The organism is Mucilaginibacter sp. (assembly GCF_036383575.1).
Taxonomy (GTDB): domain Bacteria; phylum Bacteroidota; class Bacteroidia; order Sphingobacteriales; family Sphingobacteriaceae; genus Mucilaginibacter.
In genome coordinates this window covers 1-3372 of record NZ_DASVOB010000129.1, presented here as the reverse complement: position 1 = coordinate 3372, position 3372 = coordinate 1, and the positions used below count along the sequence as shown (strand labels likewise).

Genomic DNA, 3372 nt, shown 5'->3' with positions numbered 1-3372 from the left:
GGCGGCAATGAAAAGCTCAGGTTATCGAATAATAATTTATCGCCGTATGATTTACTTACGTTATTAGCTTCAATCACCACATTGCCTAAACGTGGGCCTGGTGGAATGAAGAGCTCAAGCTTTTCTTCGCGTTCTTTAGTTTCCTCAGATGCCAGTTTTTCGTAATTGCCTAAACGGGCTTTTGACTTGGCGTGGCGGCCTTTCGGGCCCATGCGTACCCACTCCAGCTCGCGTTCCAGGGTTTTCTGGCGTTTGCTCTCGCTCTTCTCTTCCTGGGCCAAACGCTTGGCTTTTTGATCCAGCCATGAGGAATAATTTCCTTTCCATGGGATACCTTCTCCACGGTCAAGTTCCAGGATCCAGCCGGCAACATTGTCCAGGAAATACCTGTCGTGCGTTACTGCGATAACTGTTCCTTTATATTGTTGTAAATGTTGTTCCAGCCAATCAATAGATTCAGCATCCAAGTGGTTGGTAGGCTCATCGAGTAACAGAACATCCGGCTCCTTTAATAATAGGCGGCATAAAGCTACACGACGGCGCTCACCTCCCGATAATACCGAAATTTTGGTATCAGGTTCCGGGCAACGGAGGGCGTCCATAGCGCGTTCCAGTTTGCTATCCAGCTCCCAGGCATTCACTGCATCGATCTGATCCTGAAGTTCGCCCTGGCGGTTCATGAGCTTTTCCATGGCATCCGCATCTTCGTAATATTCAGGAAGACCGAATTTCTCGTTGATCTCTTCGTATTCCTTCAATAAAGCGGTGGTTTCGGCAACGCCTTCCTCAACTATTTCCCGTACTGTTTTTTCAGGATCAAGTTCGGGCTCCTGGCTCAGGTAGCCAACGGTATAGCCGGGCGAAAATACCACTTCGCCTATATTGGTTTTATCAATGCCTGCAATGATCTTGAGCAATGACGATTTACCGGAGCCGTTTAAGCCGATAACGCCAATTTTAGCGCCGTAAAAAAACGACAGGTATATGTTTTTTAATACTGTTTTTTGCGGGGGATAAACTTTGCTAACCCCGGCCATTGAAAAAATTATCTTTTCGTCTGCCATTATAATTGATCGATAAATAGAAATTCAAATATGGCTAAAATAGATGAAAAGGAAGGGAGCAGAATAATGATTAGGAGTAGTAATTTTAAGTAGATTTTTGAGTTATAATGTTAATTTAAATTTAATTGAACCTTAAGCGAAGAGGCACAACCATCTCCACGCGTTCGCCGTATATAGTTATATGACGATAATTACAGGCTAATGCCTAATTGTCATGTTTATGACGAAATGCCTTAAAATGTGGAAATGTTATAAAATATTTGAAAATTGTTTAAACTTTTTTAAGATATTTATATCAAACAGGTAAGTTTCGTTCGTATATTGTAAAAAAAATAGTTGTTAGCGGGCTTTTTAGGTAAAAACTGTTGATTGATGCCAAACTTTGATACATTGCGTATCATAACAATGTCTGTTTCTGCAAAGCGTTAAATGTTGGCAATATTGTTGATGAAAGTAAAACAGGCGTCGTAATTTGTAAAAACATAATTTATACATTAGGGCGTTCAATAATAAGAAAGGTATATATGGAAGCTAAATTTTCGCCGAGGGTAAAGGATGTTATTCAATATAGCAGGGAAGAGGCATTACGTCTTGGGCATGACTATATAGGTACTGAACATCTTTTGCTTGGGCTTATCCGCGATGGGGATGGTGTAGCAATTAAATTGCTGAAGGGATTGAACGTTGATACCGCAAAACTTCGCCGCGCCGTTGAGGATGCAGTAAAGGGAACTATTGGAACAAACGTACATATCGGCAGCATCCCGTTAACAAAACAGGCCGAGAAGGTATTGAAGATAACATATCTGGAAGCCAAAATATTTAAAAGCGATGTGATTGGTACAGAGCACCTGCTGCTGTCTATCCTTCGCGATGAAGACAACATTGCCTCACAGATACTGGTACAGTTCAACGTGAACTACGAAGTATTTAAAGGTGAAGTTGAATCGCATAAAAACGATGTTACTGACGAAATGCCGGGATCACCTACAGGTGGCGATGACGACTTTAAAGAAGAGGAGTCATTTAGTCAGCCTAAAAAAGTATCTGACATTAAATCAAAAACACCGGTGCTCGATAACTTTGGCCGCGATTTAACCCGCGCCGCCGAAGATGGCAAGCTTGACCCTATTGTTGGTCGTGAAAAAGAGATCGAAAGGGTATCACAAATTCTATCGCGCCGTAAAAAGAACAACCCTATATTAATAGGTGAGCCAGGTGTAGGTAAATCGGCCATTGCCGAAGGCCTTGCATTACGCATTGTTCAGCGCAAAGTATCACGTGTATTGTTCAATAAACGTGTAGTTACACTTGATTTAGCCTCGTTGGTAGCCGGTACTAAATACCGTGGCCAGTTTGAAGAGCGTATGAAAGCGGTAATGAACGAATTGGAAAAATCACCTGATGTAATTTTATTTATTGACGAGATCCATACTATAGTAGGCGCTGGTGGTGCTTCAGGTTCGCTTGATGCATCAAATATGTTCAAACCAGCATTGGCGAGGGGAGAGATACAATGCATTGGCGCAACCACTTTAGATGAATACCGCCAGTACATTGAAAAGGATGGTGCTTTGGACCGTCGTTTCCAAAAGGTAATGGTTGAGCCGGCTACGCCGACAGAAACTATCGAGATCCTGAACCGCATTAAGGATAAATATGAAGAACACCACGGTGTTACTTATACTCCTGAAGCAATAAACGCTTGCGTTAACTTAACCACCCGTTACATTACCGACAGGTTTTTACCGGACAAGGCTATCGATGCGCTTGACGAAGCAGGTTCACGCGTTCACTTAACCAATATCCACGTGCCTCAAAACATTTTGGATATTGAGCAAAAGATCGAACAGATCAAGATCGAGAAAAACAAAGTTGTTCGCAGTCAGAAATATGAAGAAGCTGCACAGTTACGTGATACCGAAAAGAATTTGTTAGTAGAGCTTGACCAGGCAAAAGCTGTTTGGGAAGCCGAAACAAAATCAAAACGTTACACTGTAACCGAAGATAACGTTGCCGAAGTAGTATCTATGATGACCGGCATCCCTGTACAACGTGTAGGCCAGGCCGATAGCCAGAAATTGCTGAACATGGCTGATACCGTTGCCAGCAAGATCATCGGTCAGGATGAAGCTATTAAAAAGCTAACCCGTGCTATACAACGTACCCGTGCAGGTTTGAAAGATCCTAAAAAACCTCTTGGTTCATTCATCTTTTTGGGTCCTACAGGTGTTGGTAAATCCGAGCTTGCCAAAGAGCTTGCCCGCTTTATGTTCGACACTGAGGATGCCCTGATTCAGATTGACAT

At 42.6% G+C, this 3372-nt stretch carries 2 protein-coding genes; one reads left to right on the top strand and one right to left on the bottom strand.

Annotated features, from left to right (window positions below; genetic code table 11):
• A partial coding sequence (locus VF500_RS04810; RefSeq protein WP_330858591.1) for an ATP-binding cassette domain-containing protein occupies positions 1-1064 on the bottom strand: 1064 nt, incomplete at its 3' end.
• 524 nt (positions 1065-1588) lie between these two features.
• Between VF500_RS04810 and VF500_RS04805 the strand changes: the two genes are divergently transcribed.
• The coding region (locus tag VF500_RS04805) for an ATP-dependent Clp protease ATP-binding subunit (protein ID WP_330858590.1) at positions 1589-3372 on the top strand (1784 nt) is incomplete at its 3' end.